The 19,697-nt window shown below is 70.4% G+C and carries 20 protein-coding genes; 6 read left to right on the top strand and 14 right to left on the bottom strand.

Annotated elements, in window-relative coordinates; all coding sequences use genetic code 11:
* Positions 1-40: 40 nt before the first annotated feature.
* Positions 41-265, top strand: a complete 225-nt coding sequence (locus GAS53_RS48300; RefSeq protein WP_151484145.1) for a hypothetical protein — start codon at positions 41-43, stop codon at positions 263-265.
* Between the two features lie 571 nt (positions 266-836).
* Here the strand turns inward: GAS53_RS48300 and GAS53_RS48295 are convergent.
* The 6 genes from GAS53_RS48295 to GAS53_RS48270 all read right to left on the bottom strand — a co-directional run bounded on the left by GAS53_RS48295 (position 837) and on the right by GAS53_RS48270 (position 6,042).
* Entirely contained in the window at positions 837-1,499 is a 663-nt protein-coding gene (locus GAS53_RS48295; RefSeq protein WP_151484144.1) for a RibD family protein, read from the bottom strand.
* A 149-nt stretch (positions 1,500-1,648) separates the two neighbouring features.
* Positions 1,649-2,869, bottom strand: a complete 1,221-nt coding sequence (locus tag GAS53_RS48290; RefSeq protein WP_151484143.1) for a hypothetical protein — start codon at positions 2,867-2,869, stop codon at positions 1,649-1,651.
* Positions 2,870-3,022: 153 nt separating this feature from the next.
* Positions 3,023-4,069, bottom strand: a complete 1,047-nt coding sequence (locus tag GAS53_RS48285; protein ID WP_404829424.1) for a polyprenyl synthetase family protein — start codon at positions 4,067-4,069, stop codon at positions 3,023-3,025.
* A 171-nt stretch (positions 4,070-4,240) separates the two neighbouring features.
* Positions 4,241-4,750 carry a mycothiol transferase gene (locus GAS53_RS48280; RefSeq protein ID WP_151484141.1) on the bottom strand — a complete coding sequence of 170 codons (510 nt, stop codon included), beginning with the start codon at positions 4,748-4,750 and terminating at the stop codon, positions 4,241-4,243.
* 71 nt (positions 4,751-4,821) lie between these two features.
* On the bottom strand, positions 4,822-5,232 hold the full coding sequence (locus GAS53_RS48275; protein WP_404829426.1) for a Zn-ribbon domain-containing OB-fold protein: 411 nt from the start codon (positions 5,230-5,232) through the stop codon (positions 4,822-4,824).
* A gap of 126 nt (positions 5,233-5,358) precedes the next feature.
* On the bottom strand, positions 5,359-6,042 hold the full coding sequence (locus tag GAS53_RS48270; protein ID WP_192583621.1) for a TetR family transcriptional regulator: 684 nt from the start codon (positions 6,040-6,042) through the stop codon (positions 5,359-5,361).
* A 241-nt stretch (positions 6,043-6,283) separates the two neighbouring features.
* Here GAS53_RS48270 and GAS53_RS48265 point away from each other — a divergent pair, with 241 nt between their 5' ends.
* Entirely contained in the window at positions 6,284-7,309 is a 1,026-nt protein-coding gene (locus GAS53_RS48265; protein WP_151484138.1) for a hypothetical protein, read from the top strand.
* 21 nt (positions 7,310-7,330) lie between these two features.
* Here GAS53_RS48265 and GAS53_RS48260 read toward each other — a convergent pair whose 3' ends face one another.
* From GAS53_RS48260 to GAS53_RS48250, 3 genes are all read right to left on the bottom strand, one after another.
* Positions 7,331-8,572 carry a hypothetical protein gene (locus GAS53_RS48260; protein WP_151484137.1) on the bottom strand — a complete coding sequence of 414 codons (1,242 nt, stop codon included), beginning with the start codon at positions 8,570-8,572 and terminating at the stop codon, positions 7,331-7,333.
* 58 nt (positions 8,573-8,630) lie between these two features.
* The gene (locus GAS53_RS48255) at positions 8,631-9,020 is read right to left on the bottom strand and encodes a hypothetical protein (protein WP_151484136.1); all 390 of its coding nucleotides are present in this window, start codon (positions 9,018-9,020) and stop codon (positions 8,631-8,633) included.
* 293 nt (positions 9,021-9,313) lie between these two features.
* Positions 9,314-10,237, bottom strand: coding sequence for a MurR/RpiR family transcriptional regulator (locus GAS53_RS48250; protein ID WP_151484135.1), 924 nt, complete (start codon positions 10,235-10,237; stop codon positions 9,314-9,316).
* 489 nt (positions 10,238-10,726) lie between these two features.
* On the opposite strand from GAS53_RS48250, the gene GAS53_RS48245 reads away from it, so the two are divergent.
* Both GAS53_RS48245 and GAS53_RS48240 read left to right on the top strand, forming a co-directional pair.
* Positions 10,727-11,437, top strand: a complete 711-nt coding sequence (locus GAS53_RS48245) for a ribonuclease H family protein (protein ID WP_151484134.1) — start codon at positions 10,727-10,729, stop codon at positions 11,435-11,437.
* Between the two features lie 99 nt (positions 11,438-11,536).
* A complete protein-coding gene (locus GAS53_RS48240; protein ID WP_151484133.1) occupies positions 11,537-11,731 on the top strand; it encodes an antitoxin in 195 nt (64 codons plus the stop codon).
* 114 nt (positions 11,732-11,845) lie between these two features.
* Here the strand turns inward: GAS53_RS48240 and GAS53_RS48235 are convergent, their stop codons facing one another.
* The 5 genes from GAS53_RS48235 to GAS53_RS48220 all read right to left on the bottom strand — a co-directional run bounded on the left by GAS53_RS48235 (position 11,846) and on the right by GAS53_RS48220 (position 16,281).
* Complete coding sequence (locus tag GAS53_RS48235; protein WP_225859585.1) at positions 11,846-12,724, bottom strand: hypothetical protein; 879 nt, start codon at positions 12,722-12,724, stop codon at positions 11,846-11,848.
* A 129-nt stretch (positions 12,725-12,853) separates the two neighbouring features.
* Complete coding sequence (locus GAS53_RS48230) at positions 12,854-14,191, bottom strand: alpha/beta hydrolase family protein (RefSeq protein ID WP_151484157.1); 1,338 nt, start codon at positions 14,189-14,191, stop codon at positions 12,854-12,856.
* 293 nt (positions 14,192-14,484) lie between these two features.
* Entirely contained in the window at positions 14,485-14,808 is a 324-nt protein-coding gene (locus tag GAS53_RS58655; protein ID WP_404829425.1) for a hypothetical protein, read from the bottom strand.
* Between the two features lie 579 nt (positions 14,809-15,387).
* Complete coding sequence (locus tag GAS53_RS57285) at positions 15,388-15,519, bottom strand: DUF6207 family protein (RefSeq protein WP_225859583.1); 132 nt, start codon at positions 15,517-15,519, stop codon at positions 15,388-15,390.
* Between the two features lie 204 nt (positions 15,520-15,723).
* Positions 15,724-16,281, bottom strand: coding sequence for an RICIN domain-containing protein (locus GAS53_RS48220; protein WP_151484132.1), 558 nt, complete (start codon positions 16,279-16,281; stop codon positions 15,724-15,726).
* Between the two features lie 699 nt (positions 16,282-16,980).
* Between GAS53_RS48220 and GAS53_RS48210 the strand changes: the two genes are divergently transcribed.
* Positions 16,981-18,117, top strand: coding sequence for an ABC transporter substrate-binding protein (locus tag GAS53_RS48210; protein WP_151484131.1), 1,137 nt, complete (start codon positions 16,981-16,983; stop codon positions 18,115-18,117).
* Between the two features lie 328 nt (positions 18,118-18,445).
* On the top strand, positions 18,446-19,651 hold the full coding sequence (locus GAS53_RS48205) for a transposase (RefSeq protein ID WP_225859582.1): 1,206 nt from the start codon (positions 18,446-18,448) through the stop codon (positions 19,649-19,651).
* Positions 19,652-19,697: the final 46 nt, after the last annotated feature.

The following is a 19,697-nucleotide window of genomic DNA, read 5'->3' as shown; positions in this document are numbered from 1 at the left end:
CCCGGATGCGCCGACGGGCGGTCCGGGGGACGCTGGAAGCATGCCCGAACACCCGGTAGCGATCGTGCATCCGCCGCAGGACGAAGGCGGTCGGCGCGTGACGGTCCACGGCGAGCCGATCGGCATCGCCATGCACCTCCTGGACGTCGTCGAGTTCCTGCGCCGCGCCGGCCTGGAGTTCGACGACAACGAGGTGACCGTGTCGCCGCTCATCGAGTGGCGCGGTGGAGGACCGTCGTTCTGGGGCCCGGAGCCGCGCCGCTGACGATTGCGTGTAGGGGCCCGCGTCCTTCCCGGGGAGTACCCAAGCCCTGGTGACTGCTGCCGCGGGGGCAGGGTGGATGCCTCCATGAGCACGATGTGCGGGGCCGCGATCACGCGGAGCCTGGTGGTATCCGGAACGAGGAGGGCGTCATGAACCGCCGGATCCGCATCCGCACCAGCCGCCGCACGAGCACTCCGCGCGACACGACGATCGACCGGAGGACACCCTCGGGCCGGCTCCTGCCGTACTGAGCCGTGGCGCGGAGGATCGGTGCCGGCCTCCTCGTCAGGTACCTGCCTCAACAAGAACCGGTGTGCCGTCCGGCAGGTCGAGCCGGATCATCCCCGTGGTCTCCGTACCTGTCATCACCTGTCACCTGAGTCCCGTCGACTCGTACCTCACGACTGAAGCCTTCGGGCAGACGCAGTCGCGCGGCACGCCCGTCCCGTCGCCCCGCCCCTGCCGCAGCACACCCAGCTCCAGACCGTCCTCCCTGGCGCGTCGACCGGGCCATCCCCCTGGGCGACCTGCAGGCACCTGACGGGCCGAGCGCCGCCTCCGTCGTACGCGTTCAGGGAAGGGGCGGTTTCGCCGGGCGGTAGCGCAGCCAGACGAGTCCGTCGTCGAGTGTTTCGTTTCCGGTGAGGTCGAGCCGGCCGGCCGCTCGCGGTGCGGAGCCGTACCACTTCCGCGTGCCCTGTGCGCCGGCCAGGCAGGGATGGACCAGGAGGCTCACCTCGTCGAGCAGGTCCACCTCCAGCAGGGCGCCGGTGAGGGAGCCGCCGCTGTCCACCCGAACGACCTCGACACCTTCGCGTCGGCCCAGGGCGCTCAATGCCGCGGCCAGGTCGACGCGGTCGCTTCCCGCGACCAGCTCGGCCACCGGCAGGCGTGCGGGTCGCGGCGGCGTGGCCCGAGCGCGCAGGGCCAGTACGTCCGACCAGTGCCCGACCTCGCGCAGCGCCTCCCACTGCCGGACGCGCCCTTTGCTGTCGACGACGGCCAGCAGCGGCCCGTCCGGGGCGGGACCGGGCCGGGGCGCCGTGACCAGTGCCCGCTCCTGAGCGAGGATCGTGTCCGCCCCGGTCAGGGTGACGTCCTCGTGCCAGGTGGCCGCCAGTTCGTAGAACCGTCCCGTGTCCGGTACGAAGCCCGTGGTCGCCCCGTCCACGGAGACGGCCGCATGAGCCACCACATAGGGCCGCCCCGAGCCGGTGGATGCGTGTGCCGTCATGACCCCGAGCCTAGAAGCAGCCACTGACAACGGCGCTGGTCAGGATGGCTGTGGCTGTGGCTGTGGGTGCGGGTGCGGGTGCGGGTGCGGGTGGCGGCCGCCACGCTCGTTCCTTGTGCATGTGGCCGCCACCCGCGTCGAGGGGAGCGTCAGCAGATGTTCTGGCTGCTGTTGACGAGGGTGTTGTTGCGGAACGTCGTGTTGTTACCGCACGGGCTCTCCCGGATCGCGGAGTCGGTCACCCTCAGGTTCTGGATGGTGATGTCCGAGTTGTTCGGGAACTCCGAGCGCGCGGCCAGCCGGATCTCGCCGCCGCCGGTGACGCTGCCGCTCTGGGCGGCGAGGTTCACGTTGTAGCAGTTCTCGATCAGGATCGAGTTGTTGCCGGTGTTGGAGATGGTGACCCGGTCGATGGTCGCGCCGCCGCTCTCGGAGACGCAGAAGACGCCACGGCCGCCGCCGCGCGCGACGACCTCGCCGACCCGGATGTTGGTGGGGTAGCCGCTGCCGACGCGGCCGTTGCGGTTGGCCATGCGGAAGGCCGCGTAACCGGTACCGGCGCCCGCGCCGTCCGCGTCGACCTTGGTGACGCTGGCGTTGATGGTCTGGTTCAGCAGGAGACCGGACTCGCCCACGTTGCGCGCGGTGACCGTGCCGATGGTGATGCCGTCGACCCCGTACGTCTCCACGGCGTGGCTGCTCGCCCCCGAGACGTACACGCTGTCGATACGGACGTTGCGCGTCCACTGGCTGGTGTCACCGCGGTTGTCGATGCGTACGCCGAGACCGCGCGACAGGCGCATGTCGATCTGGCCGAGGACGACGTTCTGCACGTTGCGCATGAAGATGCCGTACAGCGGCGTGCCGGTGAGGTTGAGGTGCTGGACCTCGATGTCCCGTGCGCCGCGTGCGTACACCGGGGCCTGGTCGCCGGAGCCCGAACCGGTGACGTTGATGGTGCCGCAGACGTCGAGCACGGTGTAGCTCGGCAGGGACACCCTGGATCCGGCGCCGATGCTGCCCGAGCCGCGCACGACGACGCGTTCCTTCGAAGTGCGGCCCGCCGTAAGGCTGTTGACGGCCGCCTGCATCGCGGCGCGCATGTCGGTGCCGGTGTAGACGACACTGCTGCCGCGCCGGGCGGTCCAGGTGCTGCCGCTCAGTGTGGCCTCGGCCTGGTACGAACCCTCGCCGCACGCTGCCGCCGCCTGCTGCGGGGCCGCGCTCGCGGGGGCCGTGAGCATGGCCGCCCCGGTGAGTAAGGCGGTGGCGCACGCGGCCGTGACACCGGCCCGGCGCCTGCGGGTCCTTGCGGTCCTGGCGGTTCTTGCCGTCTTGCGAGTGAGGTGAGGTGCGGCTCTGCGTCCCATCTCGTCTTCTCCTGTGTGGGGGTTTGCCGCTTGCATGACGACGTTCGACAGCAAGCGTTTTCTATGGCGGGCGGTGAGTGTGGCAAGGGCTTTCTATGGCGTCAATAGGCTGGGGTGACAAAGGGGTTGGACGCGGCTGGACGCCTCCTGCGGTCACATCTCGCGGCGTGCCAGGAAGGACAGCAACGCACGCAGGTCGTCGGCCGTGTGGGGAGCCGACGGGAGGCTGTCGAGGCAGCTGTCGACGACGGCGATGTGACGGTGGGCCTCGGCCAGGGCGGCGGTGCGGCCACCGGCCTCCTCGATCAGGGTCGCGGCACGGCGGGCGGTCGCCTCGTCGAGGGTTTCGACGGTCTCGGCGGAGTCCAGGAGGCGGGCGAGTGGCCGGGCTGCGGCCGGAGTGCCGAGGGCGGCCAGGACCGGGAACGTCTTCTTGCGCCTGCGCAGGTCCGCGTGGACCGGCTTGCCCGTGACGGCGGGGTCTCCCCAGATGCCCAGAAGGTCGTCGATCACTTGGAAGGCCACGCCGAGATGGCGGCCGGCGCGGTCGAGCGCGGTGATCGTCGCTGGTGGGGCTCCGGCGAGTACGGCACCCAGGGCCGCGGCACAGCCCAGCAGCGCGCCGGTCTTGCGCTCGGCCATCGCCCGGTACTCGTCGGGGCGGACCGCCTCCGGGCCCGTCCAGGGGCGGGGCTCGAAGAGCAGGTCGTCGGCCTGACCGCGTACGAGGTCGTTGAGCCCGGTGGACAAGTGGCGTACGGCTGACGGGACTTGGGCGCCGGGAGCGGAGGCCAGGGTCTCCACGGCCAGGGCGAACAGCGCGTCGCCCGCGAGGACGGCCGGGCCCGTGCCGTACGCCTTCCAGACCGTGGGGCGGCCGCGCCGGGTCGGGTCGCCGTCCATGATGTCGTCGTAGAGCAGCGAGAACGTATGCACCAGCTCCACCGCGACGGCCGCGGTCACTCCCGCGCCGCTGGGTGCCCCGGCGGCCTCCGCGCCCAGCACGGCAAGGGCCGGCCGCAGCCCCTTGCCGCCCGCGGCGGTGGTGGCCGGTGCGCCGCCTGCCTCGCACCATCCGAAGGAGTACGCGGCCATCTCGCCGACCCAGGGGTGCAGCCGCCCGATTGCTTCGGCCTCGCGCGGTGCGGCCGTTCTCGACCGGGCCGAAGTGCAGGTGCAAACGAAGAGGCGTTTCAACAATCCCCTGGCAGCCGATCGTCGAGCTCGGCCATGACGTCCAGCCCGAAGAGCCCGCCGCGCCGGCGCCCCGCTCGCTACCGCCTGCCGTGGCTGCCGCTCCCGCCGCACGCGTTGAAGCGCACGCTGCGCGGCACGATGGTGAACGCCGGCGTGCTCATCGCTCGGCTCGCCTCAGCGGCGTTCCAGGCTTCCCCGTACGAACGCGGCCTGGCCCACGTGCTGCAGGTCGTCGGAGAGGACGCTGACCAGGCGGACGCCGAGGGTGACGGGCGGGGACCAGTTCTCGTCGACGACCCGGTCCAGGTCGTCGGCGCGCAGCTCGCGCAGGGCGGCCAGTGTCTGCTCGTGGACGGCGTCGTAGTAGCCGAGCAGCAGGTCGTCCGAGTCCACGCGGACCTTGGCGACCTTGTGCGGGGTGTGGCCGTAGCCGGTGTCCCGGCTGGGGAGGCCCAGGGCGAAGCGGTCCGCCCAGTCCTGCGACAGCCAGATCTGTTTCAGGCCGAAGGCGTCGGCGACATGGTCGTCCTGGACGCGGGTGAGATGCCAGACCAGCCAGGTGATCGAATTGGCCCGGTCGTCGAGGCGGGCGTTGAGATCGTCCGGGGAGAGGCCGTCGACGACGGCGTGGACCTCCTCCTGGATGCGACCGTATGCGTCGACGAGAACGTCCTTGGCGTGCATGGGCTCCTCCATGCTCTGCGCGGGCATCTGTCCCTGCCAGTGTCGCCGAGACGGCGCCCGCCCGCCGCGCGTCAGTGCCAGCCGGAGTACGGCTCCTCGCAGAGCTTGAACACCGGCTCGCGGCGCACCGGATCCGACGCCGTGCTGAGCTGGACGCGGTCGCCGGTACGGATCGCGACGAGCGGCCCCGACACCCGGCCGCGGACGGTGAATCCCTCCGCCAGCTCGACGAGCGACACATTGCGCGCGCCCGGAGTATTGCGCTGGACGACGGTCGTATGGCGTATGACGCCCAGGCCCGCGCTGCGTTCCGTACGTAGATCGCTGCCCGCGCAGACCGGGCAGAGCAGCCGGTGGAACATGGCGGTCCCGCACCAGCGGCAGCGCTGGTAGAAGAGTCCCTCTTCGGCCGGACCGGTGGTCCTCGCGGCCTCCGGGTCGAGTACGCCCGTCGTGGTCCCGCTTCCTCGGTGGAACACGATGTCATCTCCCTGCGCCGGGCCGGAATCTGAAAGTGTGCGATGCAGTCTGAAAGTGCGCGGTGCGCCGTGCACGACTCTCAGGTTATGGCACGCAGTGCCACTCGTAAAGGCACTCAGTACCCTCAATCAGTCCGGATCCCGGCCGAGGGTGGTCTCGATCTCCTGGACGACCCGCCACATCGGCGCACCGCGCCTCGAGATGACGACGACCACGTCGTCCTCCGTCGATCCCGCTGCCGGACCGGCGGGGTCGGGACTCGGCCCGAAGGCCTGCTGAACATGGGCGAGCGCGTGGTCCACCTCCGCGGTCGCGTCGCTCTTGCCGTCCGAACGCAGCCAGGACCGCAGCCCGTTGTTGTGCGCGGCGACCACGGCCGCGGCGATCACGTCGGCCCGCAGCGTCCCGTCGCGCTGCCCCGCGAAGCGCCCGCGCAGATACTCGGCGAGCGCGCGCTCGTACCGCCAGACCACCGAGAGTTCGTACGTCCGCAGCCCCGGGACCCTCCTGGTGAGGCGGTAGCGCTGGACCGAGAACGTCGGGTTCTGGGCGTACATGCGCAGCACGAGGCGCGCCGCGTCGCAGACCCGCGCCACTGGGTCGTCCGCGTCGCCGCTCCTGCCCAGGAACTCGGTCATGTCGGCCAGGCAGCGCTCGTGGTCCGGGAAGACCACGTCCTCCTTGGACGGGAAGTACCGGAAGAACGACCGCCGTCCGACGCCCGCGAGGGCCACGATGTCGTCGACGGTGGTCTGCTCGTACCCCCGCTCCAGGAACAGCTGGAACGCCGCCGCCACGAGGGAGTCCCGCATCGGCGGCTTCGGGGGCGTCACGGCGGCCGCCTGGTCGGGAGGGGGTGCCTCGCTCATGGTGGGGAACCTAGCACCGGACGAGGGGAGAGTGGCACTGAGTGTGCTCCGATCAGGGAACTGAGTGCCATAGGGGTCCGGGGTGGGGTGCGAGGCGATCGGAGGTGCCGAGTAGGGTCCGGGCCCATGCGCGGCCGTGAGGCCGGAGTGAACGCTGGTGCGGGTGTGACGGGGGTCGGAAACGGTGCGGCGCTGGATCAAGGTGTCGGTGGCGGCTGCGGTGGTCCTGAGCGTGGGCGGCTACGTGGCCGAGCCGTACGCGCGGGACTGGATGCTGGCCGGCGACGCGTGCGGCGGGGCACTTCCCCGGGACGTCGTGGACAAGCTGACGCCGGACGACGCGCATCTGGAGAGCGAGGAGTCCCGGCAGACCGACGCGCTGGGCTCGTACTGGTGCGGCCTCACCCTGGAGGGCGACGAGGTGAACGACTCGCGGCTCATCAGCATGGAGGCCTACACCCGGCGCGACGACGTGGACCGCGAGTTCTTCAGGGCGTTCCCGGAGGAGGGGTTCTCCTCGCAGTCCGCGGTGCCCGAGGGGCTGCCCGGCTTCATCGACCACTTCGGCGTGATCCAGCTTCTGATGCCCTGCCCGGACCTCCCCGAGGACTCCGAAGGACGGCAGGCCAAGCTCCTGGTCCGCACGTGGACGGGCCGGGACACGCTGCACGGGGTGCCGGGCGCCGCGTACCAGGCGGTGGTCGCGCTCGCCAACTCGTCCTCGGACCGGCTGGGTTGCGGCGCCGAGCCGCTCAAGGCCCCGAAGGGGAACCCTGTGCCGGCCGACCCCGGGGACGACCCCAGGCTGGTGCCGGTGGCGCAGACGAAGGGCACCGGCTGCGAGTGGGTGACCAGGGCCGGACTGCCGGACAGCGAGAGCTGGCGCGTCGAGGCGGGCATGAACAACGCCGCGCCAACGGGCCGTTGCGACCTCTCCAGTGAGGACGGGGAGAACGGGGACGGCAAGGGAATGACCTTCGTCGCCTGGTACGGCGACTGGAGCAACCGCCTCAACTTCGAGGACACCAACGGCGAGTTCCGGTCCATGACGGCCACCGCCCGCTGCGACGGCGAGGCCGCCAACTACGCCCTCAGCGCCTCCGACGACATCCCCGGTGTCGGCAAGGCGGCCAAGCAGCGCATGTTCGAGCAGTTCGCACAGGACCAGGTGAACCGACGCGGCTGCTCCGACCTGCGCTTCCGCTTCTGACCGTTCCGACGGTTCCGACCGTCACGGCATCATCCACAGCGCGCGTACGTACCAGTCGTCCACCAACTGTCGCAGGGCGGCCGTGCGTTCGGCCGACACGTGCCGCGCTCCGGCCCACCCGTCGAGGACCGTGAACAGCTGGTGGCGGCCGTCCATCAGGTCGCCGCGCACCGGCCCGGCGGCCGGCCGGTCCGCGATGTCGCCCATCGGCGGGCGGGTGTCGAGCCGCCGGGACGCGGGCCGGAACGTGCCGCGGGTGTGCTCGCGCACCACCTTGTCGAAGGCGGCGCTGTCGGGGATCGTCCCGTCCGTGACGTACGCGGCGCGGTACTTCATGAGGTTGCCGATGCGGCCGGACACGTCCTGGAGGTCGTTGTCGGGCCAGTCCTGCGGGGTCGACTCGAAGCGTTTGTCGGCCGAGGGGCGGAAGTCGGGGTCGCCGCCCTGGTCGGTCAGCCGCTCCAGGTAGTACGCGAAATAGGCGCGCTCGGCGTCGTAGAGGATCGCGAACGCCTCGGGGTGCTTGGCGAGTTCGGCGACGAGGTGCTCGATGTTCGCGTCGGCGTCCGGGTAGCTGTCGCTGTGCTCGAAGACCACGTGCGCCTCGCCCGGGGCCAGAAACCGGCCGAGCCAGGTATATCCCTGCTTGTCGAGTTGGGCGTCCTCGGCGGGTACCGCGGGGCGGTTCGCCTCGTCGGCGGAGAGCATGTCGCCGCGCCCCGCGTCCACCACGTACTTGGCCAGCATCCGCGCGACGCCGGGGGCGAGAGGGGCGGGGATCTCGAGGTCATGGAGCGCTGCCGCCACCGCGTAGGAACTGCGAGCCTGTTCCAGGGTGTGCGGCCTGCCCGTACCCACGACACCGGTCGCCGCGTTGACGATGTCGCCGAGTACGCGGGCGCCGTCGCCACACACCTTCTCGTGCGCCAGCAGCTTCCTGACCGAGCCCAGGCGCTGGAGATCCTCACCGGGATCCAGCGCCTTCGTGGCGGCCGCCGCGTCCCCCGCCAGTGCGCGCTTCGAGGCGGGCAGCCGCCAACAGGGCTTGTCGGAACCGGAGTCGGCGAGGGCGAGCGGGATCGACACCCCGGCCACGAGGACGACCACGGCCGCACCCGCGACGATCCGCCGGCGCTTCGTCAGCGGCTTGTTCAGCGAGAGGTGCTTCTTCAGCGCGCCGAAACGGCCGGCGGGCTCGGCGGGCCGCTCTTCGCCGAGCGCATCGGCACCGCTGTCGTCACTCCCGCTTCCCCCATCACGCATCCCGGCAGACTAGCGAGCAACGTCGGCCACGAACGCGCCGGGTCCGCGCATGATCGGCTCAGTGACCGTGCCGCGCGTTGTGGCTGTCCACCAGGGCCTGGGAGACGACGCGTACACCCCGGGCGATGTGGTTCAACTGCGTGAGCTCCGCCGCGTACAGCTTGATCGTGTGCTCGATGACGGACTCCGGCATCCCCAGGGCGGGCAGCTCGGCCCGCGCGCTGTGCAGCGCCGTGCGGACGACGCGGATTTCCTGCTGGAGCTGGATCTGCGCGTGGCGGGCGAGCAGCACGGGCTGACGGATCAGCAGCGGGTAGCTGGCGTAGCGGGCCGGCACCAGTTCGCGCAGCCACTTGGCCGCCGATCGTTCCCAGTCACGGTTGCCGGGCGTCTTGACCTGACAGGGCCAGTCCGTGCTGATGGGCGAGTACGTCAGGGACATGGTCATCGCTTCCGAGGTGGCCGGCGGGTGGTTCGGGTCGTTCTTGGCGGCCCCGGCCTAGGGGATTGACCGGGGCCGCCACGGGCGTGCGTGAGCGGTGCCCGTTCAGTGCGCCCGGGCCGAGGCGAGAAGGTAGCGCCGTTCCCGGGCTGACCAGGACCCCACCGGATCCCGATCAGCCAGAAGTATTCATATATACCGTCCGGTAAGCAAGGGAATGAAAAAATTCATGTGGAGGTACGGCTGAATCACGTCTTGCGGACACCGGTCACCGTATGTCGGAGAGGTCGCTCCGCGAGTCAGTCCTTGAGGAAGAAGGCGTGCTCGTCCGCGACCTGTTCGTAGTCCTCCAGGCGAGCCTGCGTACGCTCGGGATCGGCGTCGGTCATCGCCTGCAGCAGGGCCGCGGACAGCACCACGGGCGCGGCGTAGGAGTCGAAAACGAGCCGTGCGCCGGTGCCGGTGGCGAAGACCACGTCAGCCTCGTCGGCCAGCGGTCCGAGCCCCAGATCGGTGATCAGGGCGACGCGCAGCCCGGCCCGCCGGGCGACCCGCATGGCCGTCAGCGTCTCGTGCGCGTGCCGGGGCATCGTGAAGGCCAGCACCCAGGTGCCGCCCGCCTCGCGCGACTGGAGCAGGGCGTCGTACGCGACGCTGCCGCCCCGGGTCACCAGTCGGACGTCGGGGTGGATACGGCGGGCGGCGTACGCGAAGTACTCGGCCAGCGAGCCGGAGATCCGCAGCCCGAGGATCGTGAGCGGAGTGGACTGCGACAGCGCGCGGCCGGTCTCGATGACCTTCTCCGGGTCGGCGAAGTCGCGGCGCAGGTTCTCCAGGTTGTCGATCTCGGCGTCGACGGCAGCCTGGAGTTCGTTCGGCCGGGCCTCCTCGGCGGCGTCGGGCGTGCTGGCGAGCTTGCTGAGGGCGATCGACTGGAGGCGTTCGCGCAGCGCGGGGTAGCCGCTGAAGCCCACGGCCGTCGCGAAGCGGGTCACCGAGGGCTGGCTCACGCCCACCCGCTCCGCGAGATCCGTGATCGACAGGAACGCGGCCTCGGTGATGTGCTCGATCAGATACTGGGCGATGCGGCGCTGACCAGGAGAGAGCCGGGGGCCGTCGAACAGGGCCCGCAGCCGTGTCGTGGGAGCGGCCTCCGCCTCCGGGACCGGTTTCCCCGAGCTGATGGCGGACGCCTGCGCGCGGGCCTGCTGCGGCGATGGCACCAGTGCGCCTCCTTCGTGTCCCACTGAAGTTCAACATAGCTCACAGGCAGAGCGGTCCGGCCGACAGTCGCGCGTGGTCAGAGGGCCGCCGCCCGCACGCGGCGCCTCCGGCGGAAGCGCGGTCCGGCCCCGTGACCGGGACGACCTCGACGCGTGCGTCGCGGCGCTCGCCGAGGTCCACGCGAGCGACGGCTACGCGGTGAGCTGGCCCGACTGTCCGGCGGCGTGGCTGTCCCCGCCTCCCCTCCTGAGGGCCTGGGCTGCGGAATCGGCTTGCTGCCGATGACCCGGGCGACACAGGAAGCGAAGCGCGAGATCTCCATCCGGTTCTGGACGTTGTCGCTCCGGCAAGGCGGCGGCAGCGCTGTACGAACGCCTGGGCCGGCACCGACTGGCGACGGTTGCATAGCCCCGCCGGGTTGGGCGCGCCCAACCGCGACGGACCCGCACCCAGCCACCCGCCGTCCCGGCGGGACCTCGCACCCTGGCATGATCGAGCCCATGGGTGAACGCGTAATCGCCGCTTGCGACGGGGCATCGAAGGGAAACCCGGGCCCCGCAGGCTGGGCCTGGGTCATCGCCGACGGGACGGGCACTCCCGCCGAGTGGGAGGCGGGCCCGCTCGGCACGGCGACCAACAACGTCGCGGAACTGACCGCGCTGGAGCGGCTGTTGGCGGCCGTGGACCCGGATGTGCCGCTGGAGATCCGGATGGACTCCCAGTACGCGATGAAGGCCGTCACGACCTGGCTGCCGGGCTGGAAGCGCAAGGGCTGGAAGACGGCGGCGGGCAAGCCGGTGGCCAACCAGGAACTCGTCGTACGGATCGACGAACTGCTCGACGGCCGCTCGGTGGAGTTCCGGTACGTCCCCGCGCACCAGGTCGACGGCGACCGTCTCAACGACTTCGCGGACCGGGCGGCGAGCCAGGCGGCGTTCGTCCAGGAGCCGGCGGGCAGCGAGCAGGGCTCCCCGGAGCCGCCGAAGTCTCCCGCGGTCAAGAAGGCGGCGCCCTCGCGGAAGCGCACCGCGTCCGCGTCCTCCACATCCTCTTCGTCGTCCTCGTCGTCCTCGTCCTCGCGCACGCTCAAGGCCAAGTTTCCCGGTCGCTGCCGCTGCGGACGCTCGTACACCGCGGGGGAGACCATCGCGAAGAACGCCGACGGCTGGGGCCACCCGGAGTGCCGTACGGGGGCGTAGCGCCCCTCCCGGGACCGGCCGGTTTCCCGCCCGGATGCGAAACCCGCCGCCTGCGGTGACCCTGGATGCGTGGGGGTGAACTGATCAGGAGGATGACTCATGTCCGTTATGGACAAGATCAAAGGCATGCTGAAGGGCCACCCGGACCAGGCGAACAAGGGAATCGACCAGGCCGGCGACTTCGTGGACGACAAGACCCAGAACAAGTACAGCGGTCAGGTCGACACGGGCCAGGACAAGCTCAGGGACCAGTTCGGCACCAACCCGGACCAGGACCGGCCGCCGCAGTCCTGACACCGCAGTCGCGCACAGGCGGCGGGCCTGCCGCGCCGCCGCTACGGGCCGGTCCCCGCGTGGGACCGGCCCGTACGCGTTGTCGGGCCCAAGTACCTCCTGTCCACGGGGACTTCAGGGACGACAGGTGACGGTGGGCCCGGCCAGCATGCCGCCCGTGTAGAGACTCTGACCGCGGGGCGTCCAGTAGCCCAGCTTGGAGACGACGGTGGTGCAGGCGTCCGCGAGCGTGGCGTGGACGACGACCTTCGAGGGACGGCCCGGCTGGAGGTCGGTGAGGGCGCAGTCCAGGGCGTACATGCTGCGGGCCGTTGACGGATACCGGCCGGTGAGCGGGTTGACGCAGCGGGCGTCGGACGTGGTCAGCTCCACGCCTGAAGCCTCCTCCCCGATGAGCCCGAAGCGTGCGCTTCCGTCGCCCTCGTCGCTGTCACGCGAGACGGTGTACGTCAGCGTGGTCGTCGTGTGCGGCCGCAATGTGCGCCGGCCGACCTCGATGCGGTGGGTGGGGACGGGCTTCGGGTCCGTGAGGGTCAGGGTGGCGTGGACCGTGCCGCGCAGGTCGACACCCGCGGGCGACGAACGCACGTGGACGGTGCCGCTGACGTCGTAGGTGCCCGGTCCTGGGTTCTCCCTGCCCCCGGGGAGCGGGCCCGAGGCGACGGTCCTGCCGTCGCGTCGCAGGGTCCAGGTGCCGGAGGTCAGACAGGTGTACCGGACGGAGGTGCCGGCCCGCTCGCAGGAGGCCGGGGCGGACAGGGACGTGCCCGCGCCCCCGGTGCTCGCGCACAGGCTGACGTCGGCCCGCTGCCCGCTCCCGCCCTTCAGAGTGCCCGCCGGGGCACAGAGGGTCGCCGGAGGGGACGGCTCGGGTGCCCGGGTCCGGTGTGCGGCTCCCGCCGGCTGTCCCACGGCGGTCAGGACCGCGGCGGCCAGGACGGCCGTCGCGGTCAGCAACAAGGGCGCTCTGCGAGGCGTGGGACGTGCCGGCACCGGGATCCTCCTCCATGCGTCGCGAACGGCCGGATGCCGGTCGCGTGCGGTCGCACGCGGTCGCATGCGTCGAGGAGAGGATGCGGGAACGGCCGGTGGCCGGGCCGCTCCCACGCCGGGCGGGCCGGGTCAGGGCCGGTACGCGTCGCCCGGATGGGCCAGGTCGTACGGGCGCAGGTACGGGGTGGGACGGTAGTCGGCGTAGCGAGCCGGTGAGGTCGGATCTGCCTGCTGCGCACGGGAGTTGAGGGTGTCCGGGCGCGTGTCGCCCCATCGGCCGGTGTCGATCCGGTGTTCCACCGTGTCCAGGGCGGCGAGATGTTCGGCGGGGCTGAAGGAGCAGTGGCCCGCGTTGTCGACGTACGCCTGGCGCAGCAGATGCCGTGAGCCGCCCGCGGTGGCGGCCCGCAGGTAGGCGCTCTCCGTCTGCACCGGGACGAGGGCGTCTCCGGTGGTGTGGATGGTGAGCTGAGGCTTCGTCAGCTTGCCGGTGAAGGCGCTGGTCCGGCTCATCCAGTCGACGGCTTCCTTGTCGGCCTTGATGCGCGGGGCGGTGTTCAGTGTCTTGAGGTCGGCCTTCAGGGAGCGCCCCGCCGCCTTGTAGAGGCCCTTGACCTCCTTGTACGCCGAGGACGCGCGCAGCAACTTGGCGTAGTCGACGCCGGTGTTCCAGGACGAGTTGCCGCCCGCCAGCGTTTCCGTGTCCTGGCGCCAGCTGAACGCCGCCGTCGCCAGGAGGCCCCTGACCGCCGTGTACTGGTTGGCCTGCTGGGCGTTCCAGTCGTCGGGCGCCGGGCGGGGCTGGGCCGGATCGTTCCAGCCGGGGATGTTGTGCAGGGCCGCGGCGAGGGCGATCCGGGCGCGGCCGTCCGGGGTGTTCTGCGCCTCGGTGACGGCGCCCGTCAACGTCGCGGCCGCGGCCGTGGCGGCGGCCTGGTCCTGGAAGTCGACGAGCGGCAGCGAGGCGTCGGGCGCGAGGAGGGTCTTGAGGGCGAAGATCGGGTCGAGGGTGTTGTTCCAGTTGGCGACGCCGCCGTGGACCAGCCCGCAGACGGACAGTGATCCGTCGATGCGGTCGCCATGGCGTTCGGCGATCTTCGTGGTGACGAACCCGCCGTACGACTGGCCCCAGGCGAGCGTCCGCCGGGCCGCCCCGAACCGCTCGGTGAACACGTCCAGCGTCGCCAGCTGGTCCGGCACCGCGTGCTCCACCGCCCAGCCGGTGGTGGCGTACGAGGAACCGATCAGCGCGTAGCCGTCCTTGAGGAGGAGGTCCCGCGTGGCGGTGTCGGTGACGTTCTGCGCCGGGTTGGGCGAACCCGGCGGCCGGAAGCCGTGGCTGAACAGGAGCACGGTGCCGTTCCAGCCGGCGGGCACGTCCATGACGTACGTGGCACCGGAGGTGAGCGTGCCTTCGACGTGGACGTCCTCGGCGGTGGCGGAACGGGCCGGGGCCGCGGTCACCATCAACAGGACGGCGACCGAGAGGAGGAGTCGGCGATTCACGAGAGGATCCCTTCAGCGGGTGGGGGGCCGAGCTGAGTTCGGAGCGGCTGAGCGGTCTTGGGGAGGTGCCGTGCCGGGTGGCGTGGGGCGTGCCTCACCTCCTCGAGACCGCTTAGAAACCGGCGCCGACTGTGCGGCGCTGAGGGTGACGAGCAGCACGGGAGCAGCGCGACACGACGGGGCTCGCTGGTCCGGCGGTTGGCGCGCGACGTGGGCACTACGGGCTCCCTGTGACGGGGGCGGGCACAGTGAAGCTAGGCATAATGGCGGCAGTGGTCAATATTCTGCGCAACATGGGTTGGTGAAGATGTGCGCGCGCCGCCGGCTCGGGCCCCGCGGAGCTCAGCCCGGCGAGCGGTAGAACGCCAGGTGGCGGCGCGCGGCCTCGGTCCAGGTGTGGCGGGCGGCGAGTTCCCGGCCCGCCGCGCGCCGTACGGGTCGTCGTCCGAGACGGCGGCGCCGAGTGCGGCGGCCAGGTCCTCCGGCGTGGCGGCGAAACGGGCTGCAGACCCGAACACCTCGCGCAGCACGGGCAGTTCACGCACGACGAGAGGGACGCCCGCAGCCAGTGCCTCCATGGCGGCGAGCCCGAAGCCGCCCAGCAGCCCAGGCCACGCCGCAATCCTGTAGCAACGCCCACATTCAATCTCTACAGTCACCGCATGGCCACCGAAGACGAGCCCCCAAGTCAGCCCGACATCGCCGCGATGCTCACCAAACGCCTAGCAGCTCCAACAGCACCACTGGCGCACCGAACACCAGCCCCGGGCCGCCGCCGCCCGTTACCGTCGCCGCGACGATCCACTCCCCGCACGACTCCGCCCCTGGAAACACGCCGACCAAGAACGATCACTCACTCAAGATCTGCTGCTGTAGTACCAGGATGTGCGAGAGCCTCATCAGCTTGTGGTGCCCTGTCGGTACATGCGGGGCGGGTCACACTAAGCAGGACCGAAGGAGGCTGTCTTCGGAGAATTCGCCGAAGTTGACGATCGACATCCAGCCGTGGGTCTCGGTGCCTGCCTGACGGGCGTAAACCCACAGGTTCCCGTAGGCGTTGAAGACAAAGCAGTGGAAGTACAGCTTGGTGCCGGAGCTGAGGCTTTTCACATTTCCGCAGGGCGCGTAAGGGGCCTTCTTGAGGTTGTACGTCCCGCTCAACTTGCCCCAGCCGGTGGAGTTGTTCTTGTGGTCTCCTGGACGGCGAATGCGGTCTGGTCGGCGCAGGCCGCGACCTCCACTACGACCAGACCCGGCTCTGCCACGTGTGCTTCGTTGATCGGCCTCATGGACAGCACCACGTGCAGACCCCGGCAGAAGTTCTCTGTACCGGCGTTTTCACCCGACCGAGATCACTGGCAGCGGTGGTTGGCCAGCCAGATCGTGGAACAGGCACCGGGACTGCGGGTCGTCCTCCCATGGGCGGACGACCCGCGACGGCGCGCGGCAGCGGCCATCCGCGTGCTGCTGCCCCGCTGGTGGATCAGGCGGTATCACCGGACCCGGAAGTGCTGGTTGAGATGGCCTTCGGGGCCGTCCGTCTGCCCTAGGCGCAACCGGGAGTAGCGTTCGTTGTTCGCGGGAGTGATGGCCAGTCCATCGTCCTCGTACAAGCGGAGGGTGAAGTCGCGGGGACTGGCACCGTTCAGCAGCCACCACTGCGTCTTCTTGCCCACGCTGCAGGGACGTTGGACGATCCACGTTCCGGCCGAGACGTCGGCCCCTGGCTCCGGCTGGAGGCAGAAGTCACCCCCGGAGTTCTGGATCAGCACCGCCTCACTGTCGCGGGTGGCCCGGAAGATCCACTTCTCTCCCGCGAGGTGGTGGGGGTCGTAGTCCTCGAACAATTCGATCAGGTCGGCGATCGTGTTCCCCTCGTAAGGGTGGGAGGTGATGTGGGTGTCGGTGAGGACGTGGTCGATCGTCACCGCCTGCCCGGTCGGGACGGTCCAGTCCGGCTCGGCGACTGCGGTGCCCGAGGAGCTGAGCACGCTAAGCGTGCTGAAGGAGAGCGCAGCGGTGAGGGCGAGGAGTTTCCTGGAGGTAGGCAAGACAGGCTCCCGTCTACTGGCGAACTGCCTTTCCGGCAGCGGTATCGAGCATTCCGCCTCGCGTATGGGCTGCTGTATCCCTCGTACGAGTGCAGCCCAGGAGCGCGTGAAGCACTCCACTCACCCGGACTGCGCCGCCAGTGCGCGCTCAGTTGAAGACTTACGCCCCAGAGAGCCCGCGCGGCTGACCCTCTGGACGGAGATGTGAAACAGGCAGTGAGTCTTGACTCTGTCGGGGATCTTGGATGGTCGGGCTCAGCTACCGAGGGTTCGCCAGGACTTCGGCCGGGGGAATTCGTTCTGATCCAGGAAGGTCTGAAGGCGGTCGGCGGTCTCGGTGAAGAGGCTTCCTCGGTCACGGACCGGCCGCTGAGGCGTCCGATGTTCACGGCGATGGCCGTGAGTACGTGTTGCAGGTGGGCTTTCGGCCGCCCTCGGTAGCGGCAGCGGCGCATGCCGTGTCCGTGGACGAACTCGTTCGCACGAACCGGGCAAACTCCTGCTCTGCCCTCTCCATAGCCTGTCCCTGTCAGTAGTAGGAAGACCGCACGTAGAGAAAGCAGTGGCTGGTTGCCGGTGGCGAATAGCGGCAAGATCGCCACCACGTTCGGCGGTCCGTCCGAGTGTTCGAAGACCCCGTATGGTCCGCGCCCATGGCGCCGGGTCTCGTGCTTCCCCCAGCAGAGAGGTACTTCCTACGTGTCCAGCTTCCTCAACAGGCGACGTATCCTCACCACGGGCGCGGGTGCCGTCCTCGGTCTCGGCGCCGCCGCGGCTCAGGCCACAGCCTCTCCTTCCGCGCCCCGGAACGCCTCCGGCCCCGAGGAGACCAGGACGCTCGACGAGCTGCACCAGGCCGCCCTCGCCGAGGACGGCAAACTCGTGATATACGCCGGTGGTGACACGCCGACCCAGCAGGACCGCCTCAAGGCGGCCTTCACGCGGCGTTTCCCGGGCATCGACATGACGCTGATCGTGGACTACAGCAAGTACCACGACGTCCGTGTCGACAACCAGCTCGCGACCGGCAGCCTCGTCCCCGACGTCGTCCAGCTGCAGACTTTGCACGACTTCCCGCGCTGGAAGGAGCAAGGCCGTCTGCTGCCCTACAAGCCCGCCGGGTTCTCCAAGCTGCACCACCGCTTCCGGGACCCGCAGGGCGCCTGGGTGGCGGGCGCGGTGATCGGCTTCAGCTTCATGTATGGCCTGGCGGCGGTCGGTTCGGACGCGCCGCGCACTCCGCTCGACCTGGTCGACCCGAAGTGGAAGGGGAAGATCGCCTCGTCGTACCCGCATGACGACGACGCGGTCCTGTTTCTCTACAAGCTGTACGCCGAGCGGTACGGCTGGGACTGGGTGGCCCGGCTGGCCGCACAGGACGTGTGGTTCGCGCGGGGCAGCAATTCCCCGGAGGACGCGCTGAACGGCGGCCAGGCGGCGATCGGTGTCGGCGGGGCGGGGTCGCTGACGGCGTCGGCGTCGGAGCCCGTGCAGTGGGCGGTGGCCGACGGGCATCCGTTCATGGCGTGGGGGCAGCGCCTCGCGGTCCTGAGGCAGGCCAAGAACCCGACCGCGGCCAAGCTCTACCTCAACTGGGTGCTGTCCGCCCAACGGCAGCAGGCAGCCTTCAACGGCTGGTCGGTACGGACCGACGTCACTCCCGCGGGCGGGCTGAAGCCGATCTGGAAGTACCCGAACGCCCACCTCGACGGCTTCCCCCGCTTCATGGCCGACCGTGCCGAAGTGGAGCGCTGGAAGCAGACGTTCGCCCTGTACATCGGCGAGGTCAAGGGCGACCCCACGCCGGGCTGGCTCGGGCTGCACCCCGGAGCATGACCATGGGGGGGCCGCAGGTCCCACCGGTGGGCTGCGCCGCCAGGGCTGCGTCGTTCTCGCGGGGTGTCCGGTTTGATCACCTGATGTCCAAGGTGGCCAAGGGCCCGGCGGGGTTGCGGGCGTGGTGGCGGAGGCCGACGGCGCTGTGTGCGGCCGGTGAGCCGGAGGGGGCCGATGGCCAGGTTCTCGAGGGCGGCCATGGCTCGGGGTGTGGCTCCGGTCCTCAGCTCGACTCTGTCGGGGATCTTGGAGCTTCCCGGTGTGCCAGCATGATCAGCGGGCATGCTCGGTGCTGTTTCGAAGACCGATGCAGTTGCCGAGGTGTCCGTTGTCGCTCCGTCCCCGTTCCGGTGAGCAAGTCCCGTCTCTGACCGCGCAGATCGCGCGGGCGAGCAACCCGGGCGGTACGACGGCGGTGTGGGTGAGAGACCGGCTGGACGGGCTGTGGCGCGACGAGGACTTCGCGGGCTGGTACCCGCGTGATGGACGCCCCGGCATCTCGCCCGCCCAACTGGCCACCGTCTGTGTGCTGCAGTTCCTGCTCGGCCTGTCGGACCGTCAGGCAGCGGAAGCGGTCCGCTGCCGCATCGATTTCAAGTACGCCCTGGCGATGGAGCTGGACGATCCCGGCTTCCACCATGGCGTACTGGCCGACTTCCGCGAGCGCCTCGCCCAGGACGACCGCGCCGACCATCTTCTCGATCTGGCGCTCGCGCGTCTGAAGGAGGCCGGACTCGTGCGCGAGCGCACCACGCAGCGCACCGACTCCACCCACGTCCTGGCCGCAGTGCGCGACCTGACCCGGCTGGAGCTGGTCACCGAGGCTGTCCGTGCCGTGCTGGAAGAAGTGGCCCGCACCGCTTCGCACCTGTTGACCGACCTGGTCGACGAGGACTGGGGGCGCCGCTACGGCCGTCCGGTCCGTCTGGGCAAGAACCCCACCCGGCCCAAGACCAGGATCCTCGCCGCCGGCGACGACGCCTGCCGACTGCTGGAACGCCTCCACCGGCACGGACCGGGCTACCGGCCCGGCCCGCAGGCCGAGGCGCTGCGGCAGATCGTCGTCCAGAACTACTACCGCGACGCGGCAGGCCGCCTGCGTCGGCGCACCGCCGACGACGGCGGCCTGCCGCCCTCCTCGTCGGCGATCGTCTCCCCCTACGACACCACGGCGCGCTACGTCAGTCACGGGCACATCATCAGCTGGAAGGGGTTCGCCGCGCATGTCACTGAGACGTGTGCCTCCGACAGCGCCAACGTGATCACGAACGTGGCCACCACCTCGGCCGCCACGCACGACGGCCAGGCCCTGCCCGGCATCCACACCCGCCTGGCGCGTCGCGGGCTGCTGCCTGCCGAGCACCTGGTCGACGGCGGCTACACCTCGCTGGTCCACCTGGAACGAGCCGCCCGCGAACACCAGATCACCGTCAGCGGGCCGCTGCCGGGCAACCCCACCCGCCAGCACCGCCAGAACGAAGAATCAAGACGGTCAAGCGCCAGATGTACGGCCGGGCCTCCTTCACCCTGCTGAGAGCCCGCATCCTTCTGCAGTCGTAGTCATCACGGAAGAGCGGCCA

Source organism: Streptomyces albicerus, assembly GCF_008905045.1.
Lineage (GTDB): Bacteria > Actinomycetota > Actinomycetes > Streptomycetales > Streptomycetaceae > Streptomyces > Streptomyces albicerus.
Note: the sequence above shows the minus strand (reverse complement) of the source record. Positions and strands in the feature narration are given on the sequence as shown.

Excerpts from the sequence above, each read along its gene's own strand:
- GAS53_RS48300 (WP_151484145.1), top strand. The coding sequence starts at position 41 with ATGCCCGAACACCCGGTAGCGATCGTGCATCCGCCGCAGGACGAAGGC.
- GAS53_RS48295 (WP_151484144.1), bottom strand. The coding sequence starts at position 1,499 with ATGACGGCACACGCATCCACCGGCTCGGGGCGGCCCTATGTGGTGGCT.
- GAS53_RS48290 (WP_151484143.1), bottom strand. The coding sequence starts at position 2,869 with ATGGGACGCAGAGCCGCACCTCACCTCACTCGCAAGACGGCAAGAACC.
- GAS53_RS48280 (WP_151484141.1), bottom strand. The coding sequence starts at position 4,750 with ATGCACGCCAAGGACGTTCTCGTCGACGCATACGGTCGCATCCAGGAG.
- GAS53_RS48270 (WP_192583621.1), bottom strand. The coding sequence starts at position 6,042 with ATGCGGGACTCCCTCGTGGCGGCGGCGTTCCAGCTGTTCCTGGAGCGG.
- GAS53_RS48260 (WP_151484137.1), bottom strand. The coding sequence starts at position 8,572 with ATGCGTGATGGGGGAAGCGGGAGTGACGACAGCGGTGCCGATGCGCTC.
- GAS53_RS48255 (WP_151484136.1), bottom strand. The coding sequence starts at position 9,020 with ATGACCATGTCCCTGACGTACTCGCCCATCAGCACGGACTGGCCCTGT.
- GAS53_RS48245 (WP_151484134.1), top strand. The coding sequence starts at position 10,727 with ATGATCGAGCCCATGGGTGAACGCGTAATCGCCGCTTGCGACGGGGCA.
- GAS53_RS48240 (WP_151484133.1), top strand. The coding sequence starts at position 11,537 with ATGTCCGTTATGGACAAGATCAAAGGCATGCTGAAGGGCCACCCGGAC.
- GAS53_RS48230 (WP_151484157.1), bottom strand. The coding sequence starts at position 14,191 with ATGGTGACCGCGGCCCCGGCCCGTTCCGCCACCGCCGAGGACGTCCAC.
- GAS53_RS58655 (WP_404829425.1), bottom strand. The coding sequence starts at position 14,808 with ATGGAGGCACTGGCTGCGGGCGTCCCTCTCGTCGTGCGTGAACTGCCC.
- GAS53_RS57285 (WP_225859583.1), bottom strand. The coding sequence starts at position 15,519 with ATGAGGCCGATCAACGAAGCACACGTGGCAGAGCCGGGTCTGGTCGTA.